Raw genomic sequence first — 24,673 nt, 5'->3', positions numbered from 1 at the left:
TCTACCACCTCATGAGACGCGGCTTACGTACATCTACGGTTCCGTACCTTCGGTACACGAGTATGAAGATCCCAAGACCGACGGCGACCTCCGCGGCGGCGACTGCGAGCACGAACAGCGTAAACGTCTGTCCCGCAATACCCGCGACGCCTCCGTGGTGCGTCGCGAAGGCTATGAGGTTAAGATTGCCGGCGTTTAGCATCAGCTCGACACACATGAGTATGACGACGGCGTTTGTCCGTGTCAGAACGCCGTACAGACCTACAGAGAAGACGAAGGCGCTGAGGAAAACGTAGTAGCTACTCGGTAGCATCGTCCACCTCCTTCTCCGTCTCAACACGCGGCTTGGCGCGCACCGCCTCACGCACCGCCTCGCCGCGCGGTTCGTCGGGTTTTGCGAGGTATACGCCCGCGACGAGAGCTGATACGAGAAGGACGGCGACTATCTCAAACACACCGAGGAAGTCATCGAAGATCGCGTTTCCGATGGCATCTGTCGTCGTCCCCTCGATCCCCGTCGCCGTCTCTGCGATCGCGGGGGTTTCGAGAACGACGGAGCCTATACCGACGAACAGGAGCGCAACGAGTAACGCCGGAAGGAGACGGACGCGCGCCGCCCTCATCCCGCCACCTCCTTCTCGTCGTCTCCCTCGACGGTGCTACGCATGAACATGACTGCGAAGACGATGAGTATCATCACGCCGCCGACGTAGACGAGTATCTGTACGGCGGCGACGAATTCGGCGTTGAGCATGACGAAGTGCGCCGCGACGCTGATGAGCGCAAGCCCTAGGAGTAGCGCGTCGTAGAAGACGTCCTTCACGACGACAACACCGAGGCTCGCACCAGCCGTAACGAGCGCGAACAGGACAAACGCGACTAATTCGGCGGTCATTCTATCAACAGAGAATTGTCGGACGTATTGTTTTTAGTTTCGGTTTGGGCGTAGAAGAAGGTCGTCGGTCTAAGAGGGTCGGCGTGTGAGGGAAAACGTGTCGGCGCGACGTACTTCCTCGGGGTTCGGCCCATCCCGCGAACCGTAGCCGGTGCCGTCCGGTTACTACGCCTGATCGTCCTTCCACGTAACGGTACGTCCCCACGTCGTCGCCTTCCCCCACAGCCCCGAACGCATAGCCTCTAGCTCGACGATCTGGCTGTTATCGACGAAGAGGTTGATCTCAGAACCGAAGTTCTTGACGTACCATTCGAACATCTCAGGACCCGGAGCCTCGAAGACGAGGTTTTCGGTTCCGAGTTCGTTCGCAATCGTGTACGCGACGTCGGTACGCCAGTCCTCAACCTCCTCCGTGATACCCTCGGCTTCGACCATGAGCAGATCCGCGCCGGCTTCGAGATGGCGTCTGCCCTCACGAACCGCCTGTTCGGGATCCTGCTGACGCTGACGTTCGAGCTGTTCCGGGTCGGAAGCGCCACCGGCACCGAACTGAACGTTTATCTCCGGCTTGGGCTCGATACCGTACTCCTCGGCGGCGACCTCGGTGAGCCTGACGAGGGCATCGGTACCCATCGCCAGGAAGCCGCTGGAGATTTCGACTATATCGAAGCCCAGCCGTTCCGCCTCTTCGAAGTAATCACGTACCTTGTCGTTGTCACGGATAAGGACGTTCTCTATATACCCGCCGGTCGATACCTCCACGTCGTGCTCGTGACAGATACCGATGAGTTCGGTGACGGAGTCCTCGGACATCAGGGCGAACGACCCGCCTGAGAACTTGTAGATGTCGACGTACTCCCCCATCGTTTCGAGTATGTCCCTGAGTTCACGCGGCCCCATGGGGTCGTAGTACGGACCTCGTATCTCGGTAATGCCTGTCTCACGGGGCTTTTCCTCACGGTCGTTATGGTGTAAGAACTCAAATGCTTTCTCTGCCATACTGTTCCATTCGTTCGAGAAACGTTTATGAGTACCGGCGAAGATGTTGCAGATAGTGGTTATATGTGGTAGTTAGGCAAGTAGCTCCACAAGGTCACCGACGTCGTGCGACTCTAACCCTCTGACCACGTCGATTATCTCCGCGCGTCGATCTTCGTCGAACCGACCGCCTGCGGTACCGTGGAACTTCTCCTCAACCCGATCCCAGTCCATCGTCTGTGTCGGATGTCCCTTGAAGGCGTCCTTCTCAACGACATACTCCGTCCCGTCGTCCATCGTAACCTCGACGCGTGCGGGCATCTCGCCCTCCTCGAACCGTTGTGTATACGTCTCGTCCTCCTCGACATCGACGGTGCGCAGAAGAGCCTGAACGTCGTCGGAACGTATACGTTCGGCTTCGTACTGTTCGTTACCCATCTCACGGTCGATGAGCGCGACAGCGAGCATGTACGGGAGTGAGTGGTCCGCCTGAGCCTTGGTTTCGACCTCGTGCCGGTCGCCTTCACCGCCGCCGATGATGAGCGCGGCTCCGTGGAAGGTGTCCAGATGTATGGATCCGACAGCCTCGTGGTCGATACCGTGCTCGTCGGCGAGTTCGATGATACCCTCGACGGCTGACTGGGCGTACGTCTCCGCGACATACCGTTTGGTCATCACGTCGTGAACACGTCTGCAGGCGGGGTCGGGATCGATGTCGAAGTCGCCGCTGATGATCTGTTTCCAGCCCTTCTGACCCTCGAAGAGGTTCTTGGATCCTTCCATGCCGTCACGTGCGAGAAGACACGCGTACACGGCGTTACGCGCGGCGTTCGCGGAGGCGATACCTTTCCATTCGTTGATACCGCCGGTTCGGGTCACACGGAGGGCGTTATGCGCGGTTCCGGCGATGCCGACGGCGTTACGTGTCTGTTCGACGTCGAGGTCGAGGAGCTTTGCCACGCCACACGCGGCGGAGATAACCGTATGGGTAACGTGGTCGAAGCCCTTGTCACGAACCGGTGCGTTCCACGCGAGTTCGCCCTGTACCTCGTAGGCGACGCCGATAGCCTCTAAAAGCTCTTCGCCGGAAACGTCGGCGGTCTCCCCCACAGCGACGATAGCACCGATGTTGTCGCTGGGATGGGGCGTCTCGCCGGGCGCGAGGAACGAGTCCATGAAGTCCAGATAACGCGTGAGCGCCGTGTTGTGCATCGCCGCACCGACGGGCGACGCGGTTTCGTCGCGCCCCCATAGGGTACAGTCACCTCCCGGATTCGCGTGCCTGACCGTACCGTGGACGGATTCGACGGCGTCGTAACCAAGTGCGTCGATCCCTATCCCCACGGAGTCAAGCACACGTTTCTTGAGCTCCTCGCGTGTATCGTTGCTAAAGTTTTCTGCCTCAACGGCTTGGACGAACTCCGCCAGCTCCTGTGTCGTTGCCATGACCCATACGTTCGGACTCACGAGGCAAACATCTTCCCCCGACCGTACCGTCACAAGAGCGGAGGGGGCACGCGGAAAGGCTTATTTCCGCCGGATACCAACACGGTGCATGCGCACAGCCGCATTCACAGAGCTTGGCGATCCCGACGGCGTCGAAACCGTGGAACGTCAGGAACCGGAACCGGGCGATGACGAGGCTATCGTCGATGTCCGCGCGTGTTCGGTCAACAGGCACGACCTGTGGATACTCGAAGGCGAGTCACCGCTCGTAAACGAGAGCACGTTACCGTTCGTGTCGGGTCTCGACGTTGCAGGGGTGGTAGCAGAGACGGGCGACGGCGCGTCGGTCGACAAGGGCGACCGCGTTCTTCTCTGCCCTAACCAGACCTGCGGCGAATGCGAGTTCTGCCGCGAAGGTCCCGAAAACATGTGTCAGTCGTTCATGCTTTACCACGGCGGGTTCGCGGAGAGCGCCGCGGTCGACGCGTCGCGTCTCATCGCGTTACCCGACGACGTTGGCTTCACCGAGGCTTCGACGCTACCGACCGCCTACCTGACCGCGTGGCATATGTTACGGAAGACGGACGTGACCGCGGGCGATACCGTCTTCGTACCCGGCGCGACAGGCGGCGTAGGCGTTGCGACGATCCAGCTATGTGACGTCGTCGGCGCACGGACGGTCGGAACCTCAACCTCCGAGGAGAAGCTTTCGCGTCTGCGCGACGTCGGATGCGACCACACTGTTGAGTCGGGCGACGTGGACGAGATAAAGAAAGAGGTACGTTCGTCGGTCGGGCGCGTCGACGCCACCGTAAACCATCTCGCGGGTGAGTTTACACAGCTCGGTCTCGAGGTCACCAAACGCGGCGGTACGCAGGCTATATGCGGGCGCACCGCGGGTGCGACGAGCGAGATATTCGCACCCAAGTTCTTCCTACACCAGCAGGAGATAGTCGGGAGTACGATGGGTACACAGCCCGAACTCGAAAACCTCGTCCGTCTCGTCGCCGACGGGAAGCTCGAACCCGTCGTCGGCGCGACGTACACGCTCGAAGAGACGCGTCAGGCTTTCGCCGACATGGACGACAGAGACGCCTTCGGTAAGCTCGTCGTGGAGCCTCAGTCGGCGTAGGTGGACTCAGCAGTCTCCCAGACGTCGTCCTCCTCGTCCGTACCTATCCACGCGCCGCGGTCGGGTTCGCGCGCCTCCAGCGGATCCATACCCTTGTACCACGGAACGTCCATCAGGTCGTCCATGTTGTATTCGAGTTCCGCCTTCGTTCCCGCGTTTAGCTCAAAGTGCTGTGTCAGAATGATCGCGTCGACGGGACAGACCTCCTCACAGAGACGGCAGTAGATGCACTGACCGAGGTTGAGGTTGTACTCCTCGCCCTCGCGTTTCTCGTTCGTCTTTATATCGATGGTGCCGTTGGGGCAGACCTCCTCACACATCCTGCACCAGATACACCGCGACAGGCTGAACTTGTGTGTCCCGCGGAAACGCGGCGATATACCCGGCGACTCGTCGGGGTACTCGACCGTGAACGTATCGCCTTTCAACGCGTGCTTTGCCGTAACGCCGAGGGATCTTAGTACACCCATCATAGTACCACCCAGAGTATACCTGCTGTTAGGAGCAGGTTCAGGAACGTGAGTTCGAGAAGGTACTTCCATCCGAACTCTAGAAGCTGATCGATACGTACACGTGGTATAGTGGCGCGGAACCACTGGACGACGAGGTAGAAGACAAACGTCTTACCGAGGAACCAGACGACGGCGGGTAGGACGGGTCCCGAACCCCCGCCGAGGAACAGCGCCGTGAACAGAGCGCCGCCGAAGTAGATCGCGGCGAACTCGGCGAGGAACAGGAGTACGAAGTTGACCCCGCCGTACTCGGTCAGGTAGCCCGCGACGAGTTCGCTACCCGCTTCGGGCAGGTCGAACGGGTTGCGCGAGAACTCGGCGAGTATGGAGACGAAGAACAGAACAGCCGCGACGGGCTGTGCGAAGATGAACCAGTTGGGTATCGGTAGACCCGTGACGCCCAAAAGCGGTCCCTGTTGCGCCGTGACGACGTTCGACATACGGAGCGGCGCGGACGTGTCGGCGAAGACTGCGACGAGGGGGACGACGGCGAGAGCGGAGACGACAAGCGGTATCTCGTACGCTATCGCCTGCGCCACCTCGCGTTCGAATCCAAGGAAAGAGTACTTGTTCTTGCTCGAATACCCCGCCATAACCACGGGTACGGCGCTGAGTGAGGCGAACGCGAGAGCGAAGATAAGACCAGTCTCAGGGTCTGCGATCTGTAGACCGCTCCCGAAAGGTATGAACGCGAAGGCGGCGAGAACCGTCGCGGCGGCGAGCATCGGTGCGAGCTTGTATCCTATACGATCGACGTCCTCGGGGACGACGACCTCCTTCGAGAAAAGCTTGAGCGCGTCGGCGGGCATCACCATCAGACCCGCGGGACCGATACGGTTGACGGCTATACGGTCGCCGAGGCGCGCGTTCCATTTGCGTTTGAGCCAGACGGCGGAGATACCTATGATGGTTAGCATGACGCTGACGACGATAGACGCACCGACGATGCCCACGATAAACTCGACAAGCGGTGAGAATCCGTCGACGCCGAGCAGGTCGGCGACCGCGTCGTTGAACGTCACCATCACCGATCCACCTCCCCGAAGACGAGGTCGAGGCTACCGAGCGTGGCTATCATGTCGGCGAGGTACTCGCCCTCGGCGAGTTCGGAGAAGACCGCGAGGTTGGAGAAGCACGGCGAACGTATCTTGAACCGGTGCGGCTTCTCCGTGCCGTCGCTCACGATATGTATACCGAGTTCGCCCTTAGCCCCCTCGACGGCGGTGTAGTTCTCGGTCTCGGCGGGCGGTGTGATAGAACGCGGTACACGGCTCTGTATCTCCCTATCGCCGTCCCAGCTCTCCAGAATATCGACGCACTGCTCCACGAGACGTGCGCTTTCCTCGACCTCTCCGAGACGGACGAGTACGCGCGACAGGTTGTCACATCCGTCGTACGTTACGACGTCCCAGTCGAGTTCGTCGTAGTAGCCGTACGGATCGACCTCGCGTACGTCGTAGCCGACGCCGCTTCCGCGCAGAACCGGACCCGTACAGCCGTACTCCTTCGCCGTCTCGGGTTCGAGTATACCGGTGCCTTCGGCGCGTTTGCGCAGGAGTTCGTTTCCTTCGAGGAGCGACCTGTACTCATCCATCTTCCCCGGCAGGTCGTCAAGGAAACCGCGTATCTTACCGAACCATTCGTCACGGGGTTCGGGCAGGTCGTAGGCGACGCCACCGAGACGGAGGTAGTTGAACATGAGACGCTGACCGCTCAGATCCTCAAGCATCTCCTGTACGATCTCGCGGTCCTTGAACGCGTACATGAAGATGACGTTCAGCTCGCCGTAAATGTCGAGGGCGAATGTACCGACGGCGAGCATATGCGCCGCGATACGTGAAAGCTCTTGTGCCAGAACGCGTATCACCTGAGCGTACTCAGGCACGTCGATCTCGGCGAGGTCTTCGATACAACGCGCGTACGCCATCTCGTTGAGCATACCCGCGCTGACGTAGTCCCACCGGTCGGGATACGGCATTATCTGGTACTTGTAGTCGAGGCGTTCGCACAGGTACTCCTCGCATCTGTGGAGGTATCCTATGTCGGGGTCTACGTCGACGACCACCTCGCCGTCAAGAACGGTCTTGAGATGCAGGACGCCGTGTGTCGCGGGATGGTGAGGACCGATGTTGAGGAACATAGTGTCCAACGCGGCGTCGTTCTCGACCTCGTAACGTTCCTCTATGGGGTTGGCGTGCGCCTCAAGCGTCGTGTACTGGGGCTGATCGACGTCGTACTCGTCACGTAACGGATGACCCTTCCATGTCTCAGGCAGGAGTATACGGCGCATGTCGGGGTGGTTGTCGTACCGTATACCCATCAGGTCGTACGCCTCTCGTTCGTGCCAGTTCGCGCCTTTGAATACATCCGACACGGTTTCGACAGCGGGTTCGTCGGGGTCGGCGGGCGCGACGACGTTTATTTCGTCGAAGTCCTCACGGTCGTCTGTGATACGCCGGAGGTGGTAGACCGACTCGTAACGGTTGTCGTACTCGACGGCGGAAACCGACGACAGATGGTTGTAGCCGTTCTGCTTCAGTATACGTACGACGTCGTCGACACGCGACGGGTTAGCCACCACAGCGGGGGCGTTGTGATGCTCGTCGAAGTCAAGGATAGCGTCGGGAAGCTCGTCCTCTATCGTCTCGTGGAGTTCCTCGTGCCGGCGCGTAACGACGCTCACCCCTCTCCCTCCGTCGCAGGCGTCGTCTCGTTGACGCCGTCCTCCACATCCGCCGATCCGCTCAGCTCAGGCGAATGCGTGTAGTTCATAACGAGTGTGTCGGGTTCGAGTTCGTCCTCGAAGAACTCCGCAACCTCATCGCGGCTCCAGTCCTGTAGCTCACGTATCTCGTACGGCTTGACCGTAACGGGCGACGACTCGCCGCGTTTGACCTTCTCCTGCATCTTCATGACGCCGTACAGAAGCGCTTCGGGGCGCGGCGGGCATCCGGGTACGTGTATGTCGACAGGCGCGAACGTCTCAAGACCCTTGACTACGTTGTAGCCCTCCTGAAACGGACCGCCTGAGATCGTACACGAACCCATGGATACGACGAACTTCGGCTCCGGGATCTGATCGTACAGCCTCTTGACGCGCGGCGCTAACTTGGCGTTTATCGTACCCGGAACTATCATCAGATCCGCCTGACGCGGCGAGTTACGGTAGACACCCGCGCCGAAACGATCCATGTCGTGCTTGATAGCGACGGCGTGCATCATCTCTATCGAACAGCACGCGATACCGAACTGGAAAGGGAACATGCTCGAAGCACGCGCCCAGTTCATCACCTTGTCGAACGTCGTGGTGACGATAGGTATCGAGCCGAACATCTCCCTCAGCTTCGAGTTCATACGCGGGTCAACATCGCCCTCACGTCTTTCGCTTATCGGTGTCTTGCTCTTGTCTAACATAGTTTCCTCACTCGGTGGCTCTGGCTTCGGTGACGCGGTGCGGCTTTATCCATTCGATACCCCCGTTTCTCCACGCCCATCCGACGCCGATGAGCAGTAGGAGTATGAAGACGAAGGCGGGAAGGAACGTCTCAGGTCTGTCCGCAAGCGTCACCGTCCACGGTATGATCAGAACGGTTTCAACATCAAAGACGAGGAACATCAGAGCGAGAAGGTAGTACTGTATATTGAAACGCAGATCGGTGTCGCCCGTGGGCTGTTCGCCGCTCTCGTACGTCTTGCTTTTCTGAGTCTCCGGAACGGACGGACGGAGGAGTCTACTCAGGGCGACCAACGAGACGGGTATCCCGCCGGCTACGACAAGCATAGCCGCGAATGCGGTCCAGTCACTCATAGGAACCTAATCATGTTATGATAGCGGCGTACGGGACTTAAACTTGTTTATCGGAGGAACGGTATACGTCGGAAGACGGACGGCGGGTGCTTATCTAAAGCTTGCGCGCGAACGTCAGAAACGCCGTATGCGGCACAGTCTGTGGCTCCGGACGCGCGGGGAAGACGCGCCACTCGCGCCGGGATACCTCGACGGTTTCGGCGTGTCGCAGGCTCGTGTCCTCGAAGACATCGGCGCAGTCACGTACCTGCTCGAAGACGGGGCAGTAGCAGACGACGTAGCCGCCGTTACGTGTAGACGCGGCGGCTTCGGGGACGGCGTCCTCGGGATGTTTCATATCGAGGACGACGAGATGGTTGTCGTCGGCTTCGAAGCCCTCCTCCTTGACGTCGCGCTGTGTGACCGTCACGTTGCCGGCACCGACCTTCTCGATGTTCCTGCGCGCGGAGGCGATATGATCGTCACGTACCTCGTAGCTACGAACCTCGCGCGCCGAACGGGCGAGGGTGAGCGTCAGGAATCCGGAGCCTGTTCCCGCCTCCGCAACCGCCGAGTCGGCTCCGATACCCGTACGTGAGACGATATACCCGGCGTCCTTGTGCGAGATCGTCTGCGTACGCTGTTCGAGCAGACGGTCGAAGATATCGTTTAGGTCGGGCTGTGCAACCACGAACTCCTCGCCTATATGCGTCTCAACCGTCGCTCCGTAGTCGGCTTCGAGGTCGTCGGCGTCAAGGACGCCTTCCTGTAGCTCGACGCGGTCGCCCCGGCGGCGCAGGTACGTGTTCTGGTCGCCGACGAGAAGGACGTGTTCCATGGTTTGTCGTCGCGTCGCCACCACAAACCGCTGGTGGTTCGCGTCCGCCTTCGACGCGTTTTACCGTCGCCGCCGCATACGAACCGTATGCAAGAGACGGTGGGAGAACTGCTTCGGCGCACGCCCGGAGACGGCGTCGCACTCGTCGCCGACGGAAAGGAGTACAGCGAGGAGGTCTTCTACACAACGTGCCACAAGACAGCCAACCTTCTCAACCATCTCGGCGCGCATCCGGACGGTGTCGTCGGTGTCTCGCCCAAGCCCGTCGCCGAGAACGTCTTCGGCTTCCTCGGCGCGTGTCTCGTAGGCGCGGAGACGCGGTTCGTCGGCTCCGGCGGTCTGAACGCCGACGTTCTCGTCTGCGACACCGCGAGCCTCGACGGCTACGACGTACCCGCTTCGTGCCGTACACTCGCACACGGCGACGGTGTCCCCGCCGATGCGACGGGGTTCGACCGTGAGATATGGGGCGAGAACCCCGTCTTTCCGCGCGATCTGGGGGGCGACGATCCGGTCGTCCTCGACGGGAAAAGATCGTCCGAAGCCGTCGACGAGGCGCGGGAGGTGGTTGAGGAGCGCAACCTCTGGAACGGCGACGAGGTGCGTGTAGGTTCCCTCGAAGACGACGGTGTCGAGATCATCACGGCGCTCGTCGCGCGTGCGACTGTCGTTTTTGGTGCTCCTGCGGTGTCGGACTGAGTACATCACCTCCGTGCGCGCACAAGAGCGGAGGGGAGCGGTGTCTGCACGTACAAAGTATTAATACCAAGGGGAGTCTTTTACTACCATGGCTTTGTCCTTTAGCGCACTCGAAGACTTCGGTACCAGATCGTTCGTAACCCACGCCATGATGGTAGTAACCGGATCGGCTGGGGTGCTTTCGGCGCTTTTCATCCCCGGAACCGTGGGCGATATATCGTTCGTTGCGTTCCTGAACTTCACAGCCGGCTTGTGGGTATCTCAGTCGGTACATTCGCTTGGGAACTCGTACACCGACGACGACTACAAAGGGATTCTCAAGCATCTACTGGAGAAGATATGAGCTTAGACAGGGGAAGGTTCGGACGCACGCTGGGTCTTATAGCGTTCGTAAGCGCGGTCTTTCTCCTGACGACCGCACAGAGGTTCGGCACGGACGGCGGTGTCTTCCCGGTCGCTGTCGTAGCCGTCGGTAGCATATCGCTTATAACGGCTATGACCGGCTTTCTTATAGCCGCCGAGGACATGATGAGCGAGTGAGGATTCGTCGATGCTAAACGAAAGAGCCGTGCGCAGAACACTGATGATCGTGGGTGCGGTGCTACTCCTCGTCTCGCTCGTACTCACGGAGCCACAGAGGCTGGCGGACATGGCGGTGGCGTCGGTCGGTGCTGTCATGTTGCTCACGGGGCTGTACCTGTCGCGTCGCGCCGAAAGGAGGACCGCGGAGAAGGCGGAGAAAGAGAAAAGACTCCTCGCGGTGGAGCCGGACAGGGTGCCTGAGGAGGCTGAGCTTCCCAAGAGGGAGCCGTTCGATGGAGAAGGCTGACGCACGCGGCTTCGTAGCCGACCTCAACCGTACGTACGGGACGAAGACGGAGCTGAAACGTCTATGCTCCCACGGCTACTACGACGGTGAGAACCGCGACTTCTTCCAGATAGGTAGACGCGTTACCGTCCCGACGGGTCTCGTCGAAGAAGGACGTTACAGGTACGTCTCGGACGGCGTCGTCGACGCAGTCTGTGAGGGTGAGAAGACGTTTGTCGCCGACCGTCTCGACGCAGTCGCCGACGACGGGGGGTTTCCAACCGTCGAAGCTGAGGGCGTAGAGGAAGGGCGCGACGCCGTCGAGGAAGGCGATACGGTTCTGTTACCGAGGGACGAGGGAGGCGACGCGAAGGTTTCTGAGTGGGAGGACGAAGGCAGGCTTCGGAGCATAGGGGAAGACGAGTACCTCGACGGCGACGACGAAGGGTACTGGCTCCGTAGACATGACGGCGGTTCGGCTTTTGTCGTGGCTTCGGAACGCGTCGGCGTTGTACAGAAGAAGGGCGGAGACACCGACCCGCCGGACTTCAGCCGTGTCGAAGCGTACGACGAAATAAGCGACGAAATGGACGTAGACGTCTACTTCGGCGACGAAGAGGACGGCTACGTCGAACTCGTCTACCGCGTCGTCGTCTCCGAACCCGTCGTCGATGACAGCGGCGCGTGCAGGCTAAGTCTGTAGCTACTCGGCGTCACGTATCTCGTCGAGAACCTCGGGGTTCTCCATCGACGAAAGGTCGCCGGGATCCTCGCCTTGATGGGCTGACGAGACGGCGCGGCGTATTATCTTGCCCGACTGGGTTCGGGGAAGGTCGTCGACGAAAAGTACCTCCTTGGGACGGAACGGCTTGCCGTGCTCCTCGCCGACGAGAGTACGTAGCTGACCGCGTAGCTTGTCGCCCGTGCTGGCGTCGTCCTCCGGTATGACGTAACATACGACCGCCGTTCCCGTCGTCTCGTCTGGGACACCGACCGCGGCGGACTGGTTGACGGCGTCGTGATCCATAAGCACGCTCTCTATCTCGGCGGGTCCGACCTTACGTCCCGCGACGTTGAGCGCGTCGTCGGCGCGTCCGAGTAGGAACCAGAAGCCGTCGTCGTCCATCAGCGCCCAGTCGCCGTGATCCCAGACGTCGTCCCACGTCGACCAGTACTCCTCAAGATAACGTTCGTCGCCCGACCAGAGCGACTTGGTCATCGAGGGGCACGAGTCGCGCGCGACGAGGTAGCCGCGTTCGTGTGTCTCCTTTATGCTCTCACCCGATTCGTCGACTATATCGATATCCATGCCGAGTCCGGGACCGCCAAGGGTTGTCGGCTTGAGCGACTGTGTCGGCATAGGCATCAGGAAACAGCCGAAGACCTCTGTACCGCCCGATATGTTGATGATAGGTGCGTCTCCGCCGCCGACGTTCTCGTGGAACCATTTCCACGACTCGGGATCCCAAGGCTCGCCCGTCGAGCCGAGTATACGGAGCGAGGACAGGTCGTGCCCTTCGACCCAGCCGTCGCCCTCCTTACGGAGCGCACGTATCGCTGTAGGGGAGATACCGAACTGTGTGAGCGAATGGCGGTCTATCATCTCCCAGAACCTGTCGGGTTCGGGATGGTCGGGCGCGCCCTCGTACATGAAGACGGTGCCCCCGAAGGCGTGGTTGCCTATGAGCGTCCACGGTCCCATCATCCAGCCTATGTCGGAGACCCAGAAGAAACGATCCGACGGCTTCTGATCGAAGCCGAAATGCATCTCCTTCGCGGGCTGTACAAGACCGCCCGCATGGGTGTGGACGATACCTTTGGGCTTGCCCGTCGTACCCGACGAGTAGAGGAGCATCGAACCCGCCGACGAGCCGAGTTGCTTCGTCTCGTACTCGTCGTCCTGTGCCTCAACGGCGTCGTCCCACCGTTCGTCGCGTTCATCGTCCCATGGAATGTCATCACCGAGACGTTCGTAGACGATCGTGTGTTCGACGTGACCCGCCTCTTCGATCGCCTCGTCCGCCGTCCCCTTGAGCGTAATCTCGTTCCCGCGACGGTAGAATCCGTCACCCGTGAAAAGGACGGAGCACTCGGAGTCCTCGATACGTTTCGCCGTCGCCTCTACGCCGAAGCCGGAGAAGATGGGTACGGCGATAGCGCCGACCTTGAAACATCCGTACAGTATGGAGACGACCTCCGGCACCATCGGCATGTACAGACCGACGGTGTCGCCCTCGCCGATCCCGCGCTCCTCCAGGGCGTTCGCCACCTTGTTGGTCCCCCGCTGTAGCTCATGGTACGTAATCTCGCGCACGTCACCGGGTTCGCCCTCCCAGATGAGGGCGACCTTGTTTCTGCGCTCGTTGTCGCGCTCGGCGTGCCTGTCGACGGTGTTGTGAGCGATGTTGACCTCGCCGCCGGGGTACCAGTCCGTAAACTGCGGACCGTCACTGTCGTCGCGCACCTCGTCGTACCCCTCGTAGAACTCCAAGCCGAGGTAGTCGACTATCTCGTCCCAGAACCAGTCTACGTCGCCGCAGGTGCGTTCGATAAGCTCGTCGTGATCCTCGATACCGTACTCCTCCATAAACTCCCGGACGTTCGTCGACTCGACGAACTCCTGAGAGGGTTCGTGTACTATCTCATCCACCTCTTCGAGACTCTCCATCTTATCACCAAAACGAGTAACTTACGCGTCCATAATAGTTCCTTCCCTAAGAGACGGTGTGAACGGCGAAGCCCTACCCGCCGTCGAAGGGAGTACGATCGTCGAGGAAACCGACCTGTCGAAGTCGCACGTCAGCAGGAAGCTGGATATGCTCGAAAGCAGGGAACCCGTCGAGCGGAAGAGGCGCCGTATGGGGGAGCCGTGGTTCTGAACCGAGCGCCGGGTTTTTCTTCCGAGAAGACGAAAGGCGCGCATGAACAGCCAAAGAAGACGGGACTATGTCATGGGTATAGCCGCCGTCGTACCGGGGATTCTCGTCGGCGGCTTCTTGGGTGGATACGTGGCGTATCTCGCCTTCAGCGGTATGGCTTCACTGCCTTTCGATCTGCCCGTCTTCGTCGTCTTGGCGGTTTCGGTCGCCGTCTTCGCGTCGGTCGTCGTCACCGTCTCCGTCGCGTTCGCGCGCCTCTACTACGCTCTCGGACTCCCCTCGAAGCTCGGAGACGTATGATTACAGGTCGTCGGCATGGACGACCGCGTCACGGTCTATCGCCGTCGCCTCGTCGTGCCCCGCAAGACCCATCGTGAGGTCGAAGTCTGCGAGTACCGACCGGACGACGTGTTCGACGCCGTCCTGTCCTCCGAGCGCGAGACCGTAGACGAACGGGCGTCCGAGGAGGCAGGCGTCGGCACCGAGCGCGAGCGCGCGGAAGACATCGGAGCCGCGACGTATCCCTGAGTCGAAGGTCACTGTAGTGTCGGCGTCCGTCTCGTTGACCGCTTCGACGACGCCGGGGAGTGCTTCGAGCGCCGTCACGGAGCCGTCGACCTGTCTACCGCCGTGTGTCGAGACACCGACGCCGTCGGCACCCGCTTCGACGGCGCGGCGCGCGTCGTCGGGGTGCAGGACGCCTTTGAAATGAACCGGAAGGTCGGTGTTCTCGAAGACGAACGAAAGGTCGTCCCATGTCAACGAAGGGTCGCCGAAGACTTCGAGGAACTCCTCGACCGCCGCCTCCGGATCGTCCTCAGGCGGCGCGTCGAGACGGTCGCGGAAAGCGGGGTCGGAGAAGTAGTTGGCGACGCCTTTCCCTTCGAGGAACGGGTAGTATCCGCGGTCGACGAGACGTTCGCGCCATCCGAGTATAGGCGCGTCGACGGTGAGGACGATACCGTCGTAGCCCGCGTCCTCCGCGCGGTTGAGGAACGACCGCGCGATATCCTCGTCCGACGACCAGTAGAACTGGAAGTACTTGGGCGTGTCACCGAGAGCGTCGGCGACCTCCTCCATCGGTGTAGACGATAGCGACGAAAGTATGAACGGAACGTCGAGTTCGTTCGCGGCGCGTGCGGTGGCGAGTTCGGCTTGGTCGTGTACGAGTTCCTGGACGCCAAGAGGGGTGAGCATGACCGGGAACGACAGTTCGTCGCCGAGAAACCCAACCGAAAGGTCGCGGCTCTCGACGCCTTGGAGCATACGTGGTACTACGCGCCATTCGGAGAAGTCCTGCTCGCGCCGGAAAGTCACCTCCGCTCCCGCGCCGCCGTGTACGTATGCGCGCGCCTCGTCGCTCATCGCCTCGTGTGCCTCCTCGCGTAGCTCCTCGTAGCTCGCCGGGTAGTCGGGGGTCTCGCCTTCGAGCGTACCCTCGCGGTAGATGCTGTTCAGAACCTCGTCACCGTATCTCATGTCTACATCGATGCGTCGGGTGCTCATAGTCCCTGCGGGTCAGGTACGACCGGTGAGCGACGGGGTACCGGGGGTGCACGAAAGACTGACGTAAACGTATACGTCCACACATGCCGACGAAGACTATACGTGTCTCGGAGAAAGTCTACGACAGGCTGAAGCCGCGCAAACGCGACGACGAGAGCTTCACCGACCCCCTTGACAGGCTCGTCGAACAGGAACGCGACATATACGCGGGATTCGGTGCGTGGGAGGACGCCGCCGAGGAGATGGAGGAGACGCACGAGAGGATGAACGAAGAGATGAGGGAAGAGGTCGAGAAGTTCGAGAAATATCGATGAACTGCTTCGACACGACGTTCGTAATCGACTATCTGTCGGGCGACAGAGCGACGGTTGAGTATCTCGAAGAACACTCCGACGAGGAGTTCCACGTTCCCGCAGTCGTTCTACACGAAGGTATCGAAGGCACGGTCAAGGGTTCGGGTTCCGCCGATATACACGAGTTCGTCGCTCGGCTCGGCTGGGCGAAGATCGCGCCATTCGGACGCACGACAGCGGTCGAAGCCGGACGGTTGCAGAAGGAACTCGCCGAACACGGAGCGCAGATGAAGCCCGTCGACGCGATGGTCGCAGGAACGGCGAGCGAACTCGGCGCGACGCTCGTGACACGCGACTCGGATATGAAGACAGACGGTCTGTGCGAGGTTCTGGACGTGAGAGGGTACTGATATCTTTTATCTGTAGCACGAACTACAGCCAGTCTTCCGTGACTTGGACGACGGTATTTAACCCCTCCTGCGGGACATGCTTCGAAATCTCGTTCACAGCGTCGGCTATCCTATCCGAACTCATGTTGCTGTTCGGAACGAAGAGCACGCCGTCGTGTTCTGCCTCCGGCATTTTCAGAAAATCGTCGTCGTGGGTCAGAACGACTCTGTCCCCCTCAGCCGCTATCTCGTAGATACGAGCGTCGGAGGAACCTCGTAGGTCGTCATGGCGTGCAACGTGAACCACGTCGTGACTGTAGTTCTTCAGACGGTGAACCACCAGACTCTCCATCTCCTCGTCGGCGAGTACCCGCATTCTATCCGGTTACTTCACGTCTTCCGGTGTCATAGAATCTTCTCTACTCTCCTCGATTCGTTTCTCTCTCCTCTCTTCTACCTCCCGCATCTCCTCGGGGTTCTCGTGGTAGTATGCGAGAGCGTTGTAGACCTGAGCGCGGCTCAGACCCAGTCTGTCTGCGACCGTCTCTGGTCTCAGACCGCCCTCCTCGACGCGTTCGTGAATATTCCGGACGGTCACGCGCGTTCCGGCGATATGAGGCTCGTCGTGGATTTCGGAATCGTCGCCGGGAACTATCCGTTTCTCTTCCTGCCCTGACATGGGTAAACGTACGGTCGCCTCGTTAATGAGTCTGTGGTTGCTACTCCTCCCTCGAACCGCTCGGATGGTACTCGGTGTCATACTCGCCCGGCGCGTCGTCAAGCCTGTCCGGGTTTATCCGTCCGCCTAAGAGCATAAAGTCGACGGTCGTGAGAGCCAGAACCGCCTCGACGACGGGTACGGCACGCGGCGGAAGAACGGGATCGTGCCTCCCGATTACCTGCGCGTCGTCCACCACCTCGTCCGTCTCCCAGTCGACGGTCGTCTGTTCCTTAGGGATGCTCGTCGGCGCGTGCCACGTCGCCTCGCCGTAGACCGGTTCGCCCGTCGTGATACCGCCCTGTAGACCGCCGTGGTCGTTTCCGACGGGCACGGGGTCACCTTCTTCGCTCCTGACCTCGTCACGCGAACCGTCGTCGAACTCCCAGTCCTCGTTGCGTTCCGAACCCGTCATCGTACGCGCGTCGCGCCCCGCGCCGAACTCGAACGAGGTGGTCGCGGGGATTGCGAACATCGCCTTTCCGAGGCGGGCGGCGAAGGAGTCGAACCGCGGCGCGCCGAGTCCACGGGGAACCCCGCGCATCTCGAACTCGACGGTTCCGCCGATTGAGTCGCCTTCGTCCTGATACTCGTCGATGCGCTCCTTCATCCTCTCCGCAGTCTCGGGATGCGCGCACCGCACCTCGTTCTCCTCCGCGCGATCCATATCGTCGAAATCCACGTCGGGCGAGCGTATGTCGCCTATCTGCCTCACGTGCGCCTTTATTTCGACGCTCTCGCGCGCCAGAATCTTCTTCGCTACCGCACCCGCGGCGACCCAGTTCACGGTCTCACGTGCGGACGAGCGCCCGCCTCCGCCCCAGTTTCTGGTACCGAACTTCGCCGAGTACGTGTAGTCGCCGTGTGACGGACGCGGCGCGGTTATGAAAGGCTCGTACTTGCCGCTCCTCGCGTCCTTGTTCTGTATCACCATGCCGATGGGCGTCCCCGTCGTGTAGCCGTCCTGCACGCCGCTGTTTATCGTCACTGAGTCGGGTTCGTCGCGCGACGTGGTTATCATCGACTGTCCCGGCTTCCGCCTGTCAAGCTCCTCCTGTATCTCGTCCTCTTCGAGTTCGAGACCCGCCGGACAGCCCGACACTGTGACACCCATAGCGTCGCCGTGCGACTCGCCGTACGTCGTGACCTGAAACAGACGCCCGAGACTGTTGCCGTTCATTACCGCGTAAACGTGTCGGGGGCTATAAAGGGCATCGAACCCTACCGGACGCATGAGCAAAACGGGTCGGCGCAAGCCGACGGTCTGAACGGATGGCGAGTCCGTTACGTTTCCGTGTGTCGCACGAGGGCTGGGGACAGGGGCGTTTCGAACGCGAGATACTGCGTCCGCTTGACGACAAGTTCGGGGCGTCGGCGGAGAGTACAGACGATCCTGACGGCTACGAGGGGCGCGTCCTGCGTATGCGGAACGGCGACGTCGCGCTTTTCGCGTGGCGTCCCAACGGTAGCAACGCCTACTGGACAGGTAATACAGAGACGCCCAAGGCTTTGTGGCGCACGGAGAAACGCGCATTCGAGGAGGTCGGTGGCGAACTCGCCGACTGGGCGCAGAGCCGTCTCATGGAGCTTCTTCTGAGCGAGGCGTCTTGGCTCGGTAGGTACGAGAGCCTCGCGCGTTTCTTCCTGCCCGTTCTGATGTCGAAGGACGGGAGCGAGACGGCGCGCGAGTTTCTACGTACGGGCGCGGGTCTTCCGGGCGTCGACGCCGACATGGCGCTCTCGTTCTACGACCGTATCGTTGCGTCAGGCGTCTTCGAGGGCTACAGATACACGATGGCGTCGAAGTTAGGTACGAGCGAGGGGGGTGACCGCGTACGTATGGAGGCGACGATGGCGGAGTTCAACGCCGCGGCGGTGCTCCACGACGCCGGATACTCTGTCGAGCCTGAGATAGAGGTCGAGACGGGGCATAGCCTCGACTTCCGCGCGTCGGACGAGGACGGGTCGTTCATAGTCGAGGTAACGCGTCCGACGCCGACGGGACGGCGTAACGCGGATACGCCCGAACGCGCCGTCCGCGAGACGGCTGGGAAGAAGACGGAGGCGGGTGCGCAGTTACGCGGGAACGACGCCGTCCTTTTCGTCGACTGTTCGAGCTTCGACGACGGAGCGTGGCGGCGCATCGTCGACGAGAAGCCGGGCGCGGGACACGAACCCGCCGTCTTCTACAGGACGCGCCCCGACACCGTCGAGGCTTTCCTGAAGGGCGAGACGCGTCTACGTCTCACCGACGCCGTCGACTGGGTGTAGGCACAAAGAGGTTAACCGCGCGCCGTCTACACCGACGTAATGACAGAAGGCACCACCTACGTACTCGGATGGGACGGTCTCGATTACGAGCTTTGCAACGAGTACGGTCTCGCCGATGAGTTCGTCCCTTACCACACCCGCGCTGACACGTTCGCCAACGGTGTTCTCGGAAAGCCGGGTACGTACGAACTCTGGCCCTCGATAATCACGGGGAAGAAGCCCGACGAGCACGGTGTGCGTCTCATAGACGAGGACGAGGGTGGCGCGGGCGCTGAGAACCCCGTGGTCAACGTCGCCGCGGGCGCGATGCACCGTTACCTCCCGACACGGACACGTCTCCGTATCGGTATCGCTCTACGCAACCGGGGTCTGAGCCTCAACCAGAAGTCGCCCGACTGGTACCGCCGCAAGGGTGTCCGCACGGTCTTCGACGGACGCGACTCACGCGTAATCAGCTTACCGAACTACCGTACGGAGGCGGACGAGGGTCTCGACCTTCTCGCGGGATGGGGACGAAAGATGTCGCGGTACCTCGACATACACGCCGACGAGGACACGGGACGTGTCGTCTACCGCCCCAAGAAGAGCCTCGAAGCTGTCGAGGACTGGCTCGTCTCCGAGGTCGGTAGGAAGACGGCTATCGTACGCGCCCGCACCGACGCCGACCACGGTATCGCCTTCGTCTGGTTCGCGTACATCGACACCGTTGGACATACCACGCCCGCGGTCGACGACACCGACTGGCAGAGGGACGCCTACGAGCACGCTGTGGAAGTCACACAGGAGATACGCGCCGCGACGGACGACGAGGATACGGTCATCGTCGCTTCCGACCACGGAAACCGTGACGGCGAGCATACGTTCGACGCCTTCTTCGGTGCGACCGACGAGAGCGCACTCGAAGGTGTAGAATCGGTACTCGACTACCGCGAGGGTATCGAACGCGTCACGGAGGACGGCGACGAACCCGCGACAGAGACGCCGTACGAGGTAGAGGTTAAGCCCGCGGACTAAGCCTCATTCGCTCGACCTGCGGAGGTACTCCAACGTCTTCCTCTCGCGTGGCGCGTCGGGCATCTCCTCCTCAATCTCCACGAGTACGTCCTCCGTCTCTCCGCGCGCCGTCTTGTCGATACCGTCGTAGCAGTCGGGGCATACGAGGTCGACGTTCTCCGGGTCGTCATCCTCCTCGTCGCCGTTCCTGTGGTACAGCCGGAAGGCGTCCTCTTCGAGTTCTTCGCCGCAGGCTGTGCAGACGTGTTCCTTTAGTTTCCAGACCTCAAGTCGGTTCATGTTGGTGTAGATGTGCGTTTCTCCTACGCACCTTGTTACTCTCTAACACGCCTAAGTATAAAGTCCTTTTGCCGTTTCCGTCTTGCGATTCTAACGCCCGAAGGCTTAAAACGTGCCGAGTTCGCCGTTAATAATCCTTTGCGTTATGGAGGTGACGTCTTCGAGACCGTCGTCGATCACCGACCCGACCTCGTACTCGACTTCGTCGGCGGTGACGCCTTCCTCGGTGTGTACGTTGACCGCCGCAACCTGTGGCTCGTCGATGGGTGATCCTATCTGCGAAAGTAGCTTGACGCTCGCCTCCTCGACGCCGTCGACCTCCTCGTAGACGTCGTTCGATAGCTCGCTCGCGAGTAGGTTGTATAGCTTGCCTATGTGGTTGAACGGGTTCTTTCCGCTCGCGGCTTCGAGGCTCATCTCGCGCGCCGGGGTGATGAGACCGTTCGCGCGGTTTCCTCGTCCGACGCTTCCGTCGTCACCCATCTCGGCGCTCGTTCCCGTCTCTGTGAGGTAGACGGAGCCTTCGTCACGGTCGTCCGCCGTGTTGACTGCGACGTTGACCTCGCCGTCGAAACGGTCGGAGGCGACACCGTGGACGAACTCCTCTACGTCGTCCATTACGCTGATGTAGGCGTCGAGGTCGTCGACGTGTTTTGCGACGGTTGCGACAGCGACGGTCAGGTCGAGCGTATCGCCGTCGCGTTTGCCCATGATCTTGACGTCCTCTCCGACCGCAGGTATATCCTCGCGGAGTTTGGCGTAGATGGCGTGCTCGGTGTCGTGTACGACGCGTTCGGTGGGCGAGAAGGGCGCGTAGCCGATGCCGAACGAGGTGTCGTTGGCGCTCGGTGCGCTACCCGATTCGGGTTCGAATACGTCCTTCAGGTCGGTGGAGCCTTCGCCCATCCGGCAGTCTACGATGACTTCCGACTCGGTGTCGATGTTTTCGAGCGCCTCGCGTACGTACTCGCGTGCGGTTTCGACGGCGATCGTGTCGGCGGGGATCGACTCGCCGTCGAACTCCTTCGTGGCGCGCCCGACGATGAGTATATAGATAGGCTGTACGACGTTTCCGCCGCCGAACTGAGGATCCGAACGTCCCGCGACCAACTGCGACTCGTCGGTGTTGTGGTGGAGTATACCGCCGAAACGGTCGAGGTACTCCTGAGATAGTTCGCGCATCACCGACTCGGCGATACCGTCGCAGAGCGTGTCGGGATGTCCGATCCCCTTGCGCTCGACGAGTTCGATACGGCGTTCGGCGACGGGTGTCGCCTTCGATCCCTCGACACGTATGTTACGGTTCATGCGTAGGCGTGCGGGGGGAGATTTCTAATAGGTTGCGGTTACGGCAACGTTAGATGCGCCGGACGGGTGCGTAGACGAAACCGGGGAACAGGAATGTGGCGACCGCAACGGATTAGACGGCGGGTGTGACAGCACCCCGGCTACGCGCGTCCCGGTGGACGTAGTAGCCAAGGGAGGCGACACCGATGGTGTAGAGAACGAACGAAACGAGGGTGGCAACGGGGGCGAGCATACTCCGCCGGTACGGGAGAGGTTTGTATGTCGGTTACGGGGTGTCGTCGGCTATCTCGACGCGGTAGCTTTCGTCGTCGTACTCGATAATGACGGGACCGTCGTCGAGATCCTTCCCCGTGTAGAACCGCAGACGGCTACTCGGTGGGTGGTCGGTGTAGATATTAGCCGCGTTCCCTTCTGCGTGTATAACAGCATCCCTCAGAGCGTCGAACTGGTTTATTTGTTCCTCGATGAGTCTGTGACCGTCGGCGTCGGTCGGCGTTAGACGGACGGCGGGTTGGTTGTCGTCAAGGCTCTCCATATCCGCGTAGACGTTGAGGACACCGTCTTCTCTCCTCACTTCGTGCGATACCGTACCTGCGTCGAACGGTTCGCCGATGATTTCGAACTCGGCGGTATCACCGAGTTCAGTGACGTACGTTCCGGGGTTGAGTCCCCAGAGGGTCTGGTCGCCGCGTCCCGCGTAGCCGTGTTCGCGGTCTGTGTTGTCGACGGTGAAGCTCAGCGAGAACTCGTCGCCGGGTTCCAGAAGGACGGCGTCAAGGGTACTGGTACGAGGTGCTATGATATACCTCTCCCCGTCGACTATCTTGTACGTACGTAGATGGGGTCCGAAGCCGCCGCCACCGTCGCCCGTGTTCTCCGTCGTGACCTCGAGGCTGTCACGCGGCAGTTCGAGCCTCTCCTTGGATATGGTTACAGCGTACCGGGGTTCGTCTTCGTCGGTCGTGTTCGTCCCGTTCGTCTCGTTTTCGCCTGAACCGCCGAGACATCCCGTGAGCGCGCCGGCGGACGAGACGAGGAATACCCTACGTCTCATACGACCACCCCCACGCGACCGCGGCGAAGGCTACAAGAGTCACGACGAACGTAAAGCCGGGCGTCTCCTCGGCTTCGTCGTCTCCGTCGTCGGAGACGTTACCGTCTTCTTCGGCGTCTTGGGGTACGCGTTCGGGTCGGTCTATCGTGACGGACGACGGTTGGTCGCGTCGGGCGAGTTCGGGGTATCCGTCGTTTACCACCCACGTATCGCCGAAACCGAATCCTGACATACTCTCGCGTGCGGCAACGCCCGTCATCTCCGACGTGGTAAGACCCGTCGCAGGCGTCGCGTTCGACCGAGTACCGAAGGCACCGACGGCGTCTTCGTGTCCCGTGGCTTCGACATCCCAGTACACCGAGTCGTTGACGGAGCGCGGATCCGTGGGCGCGAGGCTCACGAGTCCGAAGACGCCTCCGACGCGTTTGTCGCCATCCACATAGCCGGCGGCGTACGACTCAACGACGGCGTACTCGATATCGGGACGCGTCCCCGGTACTATACCCGTCGGTTCGGCGTGCGCCATACCAACCAAGCCGCCGACGGTGCGGTTTCCGGTCACGTCGGCGGTCGAGTACGACCGCGCGACGACGCCCCGGTGGACGCCGACCAGCCCACCGACGGGTTCGTCACCCGTGACGTTCCCCGTGACGTACGACCGAACGACCGTCCCGGCGTTGAATCCCACGAGACCGCCCGCCCCCGTGCCGGAGACGTTCGCGTTCTCAACACCCACGTTCTCGACGGTTCCGTTCTCTCCGACGGCACCGAACAGACCCGCGTATCCCTCCTCTGAGACGGAAAGGTTGGTCACGACGTGTCCGTTTCCGTCGAACCGTCCTATGAAGCTCCTGTCTGCGTCCCCGATAGGTTCGAAGGATACGTCTGAGAGGTCGATGTCTTCCACGAGAACGTAGCTACCGTCAAGATCGTCGGAGACGTTACGCAGATCGCCCGTGTCGGAGACGTTCACGGGCTGTGCGACGACTCCTAAGGTAGCGAGGTAGACGAAGACAACGGCTACGGTCAGACGCGAGACGGACGCGAGGAACGGATAGCTTGTATCCATCTATTCGACATACCGGGCACGGTACGTTTCGTTTTCGTACTCTATCACAGCCCCCTCGGTAGGGTATATGTCGGTAAGAACCCTGAGCTGTCCGACCAAGGACTCTTCGTCGGTGTATACGACAGCCTCACCCCCGTCGGCGTACAGAACCGCGTCGCGTAGCCCACCAAGCTGGTTTAGCTGTTCTTCTATCACCGTACGACCCTCTTCGTCCGTCGGTGTGAGACGTACAGCCGGTACCTCGTCTTCGAGGCTGTGTTCCTCGTAGTAGACCTCCGTAACCCCATCTTCCTGCTTAATCTCGTAGGATATCTTGTCCCGGTCAACCGGGTCGCCTTCGATTTTGAACTCCGAGACGCCGTACCCCACCTTCGCCGTGTACGTTCCGGGGTTTAGACCCCAAAGGGTGTGCTTGTACCGCTCTCGACCCCGCGAGTCGGGGTCGGTGTTGTCGACCACGAATGTCCAGCTATGTTCGCCGTTCGGCTCCAATACGGGACCGCCCAGTCTTTCTTGGAACTTTTCGATCCGTCCTATGTAAGGCGTGACCAGGTACTTCCCCTCGTCTGTGTCTTTGTAGACCTCAATAGATGGAGGGATCGTGATTTCCGACTCCTCCCTGTTTTCGACCACGACTTCAAGGCTGTCGCGCGGGGGTTCAAGCGTGTTCTTGGATGTGGTCACCGCGTACTCGGGTTCGTCTTCGTCGCTCTCGTTCGTCTCCTTACCGCCGTCGCCGCCGAGACAGCCCGTGAGAGAGGCGGCGGAGACGGCGAGGAACGAACGGCGCGTCCGCAT

Annotated in this window: 33 protein-coding genes; 12 read left to right on the top strand and 21 right to left on the bottom strand. The window is 60.8% G+C overall.

The features are described 5' to 3' along the window. Nucleotide 1: 1 nt before the first annotated feature. The 5 genes from nuoK to EGH25_RS06295 form a co-directional block, all read right to left on the bottom strand. A complete protein-coding gene (gene nuoK, locus EGH25_RS06315; protein WP_266086804.1) occupies nt 2–313 on the bottom strand; it encodes an NADH-quinone oxidoreductase subunit NuoK in 312 nt (103 codons plus the stop codon). Further along, on the bottom strand, nt 300–623 hold the full coding sequence (locus tag EGH25_RS06310; RefSeq protein WP_266086802.1) for an NADH dehydrogenase subunit 6: 324 nt from the start codon (nt 621–623) through the stop codon (nt 300–302). Before EGH25_RS06310 ends, nuoK begins: the two co-directional genes overlap by 14 nt. After that, on the bottom strand, nt 620–895 hold the full coding sequence (locus EGH25_RS06305; protein WP_266086800.1) for an NADH-quinone oxidoreductase subunit J: 276 nt from the start codon (nt 893–895) through the stop codon (nt 620–622). Before EGH25_RS06305 ends, EGH25_RS06310 begins: the two co-directional genes overlap by 4 nt. A 165-nt stretch (nt 896–1,060) precedes the next feature. Next, entirely contained in the window at nt 1,061–1,894 is an 834-nt protein-coding gene (locus EGH25_RS06300) for a phosphosulfolactate synthase (protein ID WP_266086798.1), read from the bottom strand. 72 nt (nt 1,895–1,966) lie between these two features. After that, entirely contained in the window at nt 1,967–3,319 is a 1,353-nt protein-coding gene (locus EGH25_RS06295) for an MmgE/PrpD family protein (RefSeq protein WP_266086797.1), read from the bottom strand. A 109-nt stretch (nt 3,320–3,428) separates the two neighbouring features. Between EGH25_RS06295 and EGH25_RS06290 the strand changes: the two genes are divergently transcribed. Continuing rightward, nucleotides 3,429–4,451, top strand: a complete 1,023-nt coding sequence (locus EGH25_RS06290; protein ID WP_266086796.1) for an alcohol dehydrogenase catalytic domain-containing protein — start codon at nt 3,429–3,431, stop codon at nt 4,449–4,451. Here the strand turns inward: EGH25_RS06290 and EGH25_RS06285 are convergent. From EGH25_RS06285 to EGH25_RS06260, 6 genes are all read right to left on the bottom strand, one after another. Continuing rightward, complete coding sequence (locus tag EGH25_RS06285) at nt 4,439–4,924, bottom strand: NuoI/complex I 23 kDa subunit family protein (RefSeq protein WP_266086795.1); 486 nt, start codon at nt 4,922–4,924, stop codon at nt 4,439–4,441. The genes EGH25_RS06290 and EGH25_RS06285 overlap by 13 nt on opposite strands. After that, nucleotides 4,921–5,988: a complex I subunit 1/NuoH family protein gene (locus tag EGH25_RS06280; protein ID WP_266086794.1), complete on the bottom strand. Its 1,068-nt coding sequence runs from the start codon at nt 5,986–5,988 to the stop codon at nt 4,921–4,923. Before EGH25_RS06280 ends, EGH25_RS06285 begins: the two co-directional genes overlap by 4 nt. Continuing rightward, nucleotides 5,988–7,646: an NADH-quinone oxidoreductase subunit D gene (locus EGH25_RS06275; RefSeq protein ID WP_338071880.1), complete on the bottom strand. Its 1,659-nt coding sequence runs from the start codon at nt 7,644–7,646 to the stop codon at nt 5,988–5,990. The genes EGH25_RS06280 and EGH25_RS06275 overlap by 1 nt, the downstream gene beginning before the upstream one ends. Further along, nucleotides 7,643–8,377 (bottom strand): NADH-quinone oxidoreductase subunit B, encoded by a 735-nt coding sequence (locus tag EGH25_RS06270; RefSeq protein ID WP_266086793.1) that lies wholly within the window; start codon nt 8,375–8,377, stop codon nt 7,643–7,645. Before EGH25_RS06270 ends, EGH25_RS06275 begins: the two co-directional genes overlap by 4 nt. Nucleotides 8,378–8,384: 7 nt before the next feature. Continuing rightward, complete coding sequence (locus EGH25_RS06265; RefSeq protein WP_266086792.1) at nt 8,385–8,771, bottom strand: NADH-quinone oxidoreductase subunit A; 387 nt, start codon at nt 8,769–8,771, stop codon at nt 8,385–8,387. A 94-nt stretch (nt 8,772–8,865) separates the two neighbouring features. Continuing rightward, the gene (locus EGH25_RS06260; RefSeq protein ID WP_266086791.1) at nt 8,866–9,588 is read right to left on the bottom strand and encodes a tRNA (adenine-N1)-methyltransferase; all 723 of its coding nucleotides are present in this window, start codon (nt 9,586–9,588) and stop codon (nt 8,866–8,868) included. Nucleotides 9,589–9,675: 87 nt separating this feature from the next. On the opposite strand from EGH25_RS06260, the gene EGH25_RS06255 reads away from it, so the two are divergent. From EGH25_RS06255 to EGH25_RS06235, 5 genes are all read left to right on the top strand, one after another. Beyond that, on the top strand, nt 9,676–10,287 hold the full coding sequence (locus EGH25_RS06255; RefSeq protein ID WP_266086790.1) for a hypothetical protein: 612 nt from the start codon (nt 9,676–9,678) through the stop codon (nt 10,285–10,287). A gap of 88 nt (nt 10,288–10,375) precedes the next feature. Continuing rightward, entirely contained in the window at nt 10,376–10,630 is a 255-nt protein-coding gene (locus EGH25_RS06250; RefSeq protein ID WP_266086789.1) for a hypothetical protein, read from the top strand. Then, nucleotides 10,627–10,827 carry a hypothetical protein gene (locus EGH25_RS06245; protein WP_266086788.1) on the top strand — a complete coding sequence of 67 codons (201 nt, stop codon included), beginning with the start codon at nt 10,627–10,629 and terminating at the stop codon, nt 10,825–10,827. Before EGH25_RS06250 ends, EGH25_RS06245 begins: the two co-directional genes overlap by 4 nt. Before the next feature lie 10 nt (nt 10,828–10,837). Continuing rightward, complete coding sequence (locus tag EGH25_RS06240; protein WP_266086787.1) at nt 10,838–11,116, top strand: hypothetical protein; 279 nt, start codon at nt 10,838–10,840, stop codon at nt 11,114–11,116. Next, nucleotides 11,103–11,798, top strand: a complete 696-nt coding sequence (locus tag EGH25_RS06235; RefSeq protein ID WP_266086786.1) for a hypothetical protein — start codon at nt 11,103–11,105, stop codon at nt 11,796–11,798. Before EGH25_RS06240 ends, EGH25_RS06235 begins: the two co-directional genes overlap by 14 nt. On the opposite strand, the gene EGH25_RS06230 is transcribed toward EGH25_RS06235, so the two are convergent. Next, nucleotides 11,799–13,763 (bottom strand): AMP-binding protein, encoded by a 1,965-nt coding sequence (locus EGH25_RS06230; protein ID WP_266086785.1) that lies wholly within the window; start codon nt 13,761–13,763, stop codon nt 11,799–11,801. It lies immediately after the preceding gene. 58 nt (nt 13,764–13,821) lie between these two features. Here EGH25_RS06230 and EGH25_RS06225 point away from each other — a divergent pair, with 58 nt between their 5' ends. Together EGH25_RS06225 and EGH25_RS06220 are read left to right on the top strand one after the other, a co-directional pair. Then, on the top strand, nt 13,822–13,974 hold the full coding sequence (locus tag EGH25_RS06225; protein ID WP_266086784.1) for a hypothetical protein: 153 nt from the start codon (nt 13,822–13,824) through the stop codon (nt 13,972–13,974). A 42-nt stretch (nt 13,975–14,016) separates the two neighbouring features. Continuing rightward, entirely contained in the window at nt 14,017–14,274 is a 258-nt protein-coding gene (locus tag EGH25_RS06220) for a hypothetical protein (protein WP_266086783.1), read from the top strand. Here EGH25_RS06220 and EGH25_RS06215 read toward each other — a convergent pair whose 3' ends face one another. Beyond that, the gene (locus EGH25_RS06215; protein ID WP_266086782.1) at nt 14,275–15,453 is read right to left on the bottom strand and encodes an alpha-hydroxy-acid oxidizing protein; all 1,179 of its coding nucleotides are present in this window, start codon (nt 15,451–15,453) and stop codon (nt 14,275–14,277) included. Nucleotides 15,454–15,563: 110 nt separating this feature from the next. On the opposite strand from EGH25_RS06215, the gene EGH25_RS06210 reads away from it, so the two are divergent. Together EGH25_RS06210 and EGH25_RS06205 are read left to right on the top strand one after the other, a co-directional pair. Next, on the top strand, nt 15,564–15,794 hold the full coding sequence (locus EGH25_RS06210) for an antitoxin VapB family protein (protein WP_266086781.1): 231 nt from the start codon (nt 15,564–15,566) through the stop codon (nt 15,792–15,794). Beyond that, complete coding sequence (locus tag EGH25_RS06205) at nt 15,791–16,183, top strand: PIN domain-containing protein (protein ID WP_266086780.1); 393 nt, start codon at nt 15,791–15,793, stop codon at nt 16,181–16,183. The genes EGH25_RS06210 and EGH25_RS06205 overlap by 4 nt, the downstream gene beginning before the upstream one ends. A 22-nt stretch (nt 16,184–16,205) precedes the next feature. On the opposite strand, the gene EGH25_RS06200 is transcribed toward EGH25_RS06205, so the two are convergent. From EGH25_RS06200 to aroC, 3 genes are read right to left on the bottom strand one after another with little or no spacing between them, the layout of a single operon-like run. Next, the gene (locus EGH25_RS06200; protein WP_266086779.1) at nt 16,206–16,538 is read right to left on the bottom strand and encodes a DUF5615 family PIN-like protein; all 333 of its coding nucleotides are present in this window, start codon (nt 16,536–16,538) and stop codon (nt 16,206–16,208) included. Between the two features lie 9 nt (nt 16,539–16,547). Beyond that, nucleotides 16,548–16,841 (bottom strand): DUF433 domain-containing protein, encoded by a 294-nt coding sequence (locus tag EGH25_RS06195; protein ID WP_266086778.1) that lies wholly within the window; start codon nt 16,839–16,841, stop codon nt 16,548–16,550. Between the two features lie 40 nt (nt 16,842–16,881). Next, nucleotides 16,882–18,060, bottom strand: a complete 1,179-nt coding sequence (gene aroC, locus EGH25_RS06190) for a chorismate synthase (RefSeq protein WP_266086777.1) — start codon at nt 18,058–18,060, stop codon at nt 16,882–16,884. A gap of 92 nt (nt 18,061–18,152) precedes the next feature. Between aroC and EGH25_RS06185 the strand changes: the two genes are divergently transcribed. Together EGH25_RS06185 and EGH25_RS06180 are read left to right on the top strand one after the other, a co-directional pair. Beyond that, nucleotides 18,153–19,151: a DUF5784 family protein gene (locus EGH25_RS06185; protein WP_266086776.1), complete on the top strand. Its 999-nt coding sequence runs from the start codon at nt 18,153–18,155 to the stop codon at nt 19,149–19,151. Nucleotides 19,152–19,190: 39 nt separating this feature from the next. After that, entirely contained in the window at nt 19,191–20,165 is a 975-nt protein-coding gene (locus tag EGH25_RS06180; protein ID WP_266086775.1) for an alkaline phosphatase family protein, read from the top strand. A gap of 3 nt (nt 20,166–20,168) precedes the next feature. Here EGH25_RS06180 and EGH25_RS06175 read toward each other — a convergent pair whose 3' ends face one another. The 5 genes from EGH25_RS06175 to EGH25_RS06155 form a co-directional block, all read right to left on the bottom strand. Then, nucleotides 20,169–20,444 (bottom strand): DUF7562 family protein, encoded by a 276-nt coding sequence (locus EGH25_RS06175; protein ID WP_266086774.1) that lies wholly within the window; start codon nt 20,442–20,444, stop codon nt 20,169–20,171. A 105-nt stretch (nt 20,445–20,549) separates the two neighbouring features. After that, nucleotides 20,550–21,752, bottom strand: coding sequence for a methionine adenosyltransferase (locus EGH25_RS06170; RefSeq protein WP_266086773.1), 1,203 nt, complete (start codon nt 21,750–21,752; stop codon nt 20,550–20,552). 265 nt (nt 21,753–22,017) lie between these two features. Next, nucleotides 22,018–22,806 (bottom strand): hypothetical protein, encoded by a 789-nt coding sequence (locus tag EGH25_RS06165; protein ID WP_266086772.1) that lies wholly within the window; start codon nt 22,804–22,806, stop codon nt 22,018–22,020. After that, nucleotides 22,796–23,875, bottom strand: a complete 1,080-nt coding sequence (locus EGH25_RS06160; protein ID WP_266086771.1) for a hypothetical protein — start codon at nt 23,873–23,875, stop codon at nt 22,796–22,798. Before EGH25_RS06160 ends, EGH25_RS06165 begins: the two co-directional genes overlap by 11 nt. Beyond that, nucleotides 23,876–24,673 (bottom strand): hypothetical protein, encoded by a 798-nt coding sequence (locus tag EGH25_RS06155; protein ID WP_266086770.1) that lies wholly within the window; start codon nt 24,671–24,673, stop codon nt 23,876–23,878.

The sequence above is a fragment of the Halorutilus salinus genome, assembly GCF_026242195.1.
Taxonomy (GTDB): Archaea; Halobacteriota; Halobacteria; order Halobacteriales; family Halorutilaceae; genus Halorutilus; species Halorutilus salinus.
Note: the sequence above shows the minus strand (reverse complement) of the source record. Positions and strands in the feature narration are given on the sequence as shown.